The sequence below is a fragment of the Pseudomonas sp. GW460-LB5 genome (assembly GCF_059423245.1).
This window is the reverse complement of sequence record NZ_JBWKXT010000150.1, coordinates 1-500: the sequence shown is the minus strand read 5'-3', so window position 1 is coordinate 500 and position 500 is coordinate 1. Positions and strand designations below refer to the sequence as shown.

Here is a 500-nt window from a genome sequence, read left to right as displayed (position 1 = left end):
AGGTTGATCAGGAAGGTGCCGTTGGCACCGACCACAGCGGTACCGATCACGGTGCCGTTGGCATCGCGCACCTCGACAGTGGCGCCCGGTTCGCCGCGGCCGCTCAGGGCCAGGCCATCAGGGCCGACCACGATATTGCTTACTGCGTCAGGTGGCGTGATATCCGGGGCATCGAACTGCAGCGGCGCCGAGGTGTTGCCGGCGGCATCCACCAGGCGCACATCCAAGGCTTCGCCATTGGCCTGAGCAGGGTTCAGGGTCAAGCTGAACAGGCCATCGGCGCCGACTACACCCGTGCCGATGAGGTTGCCACCGGCATCACGCACCTGCACGGTAGCGCCCGGTTCGACGCGACCGGTGAAGGTCACGCCGTCGGCCAGGGCCAAGTCAGTTGGCTGAGCCGGCGGCAGCAGGTCGGCTGAGGTGACCGAGCCCGGCTGGGACACGTTGCCAGCAGCGTCGGTCAGGGTCACTTGCAGGGCACTGCCGTCGTTCACGGC

At 67.4% G+C, this 500-nt stretch carries 1 protein-coding gene; it reads right to left on the bottom strand.

What is annotated here, in order from left to right:
• Positions 1 to 500, bottom strand: a 500-nt coding sequence (locus AC07XM_RS31130) for an Ig-like domain-containing protein (protein ID WP_495046093.1), incomplete at both ends; no start/stop codon positions are given.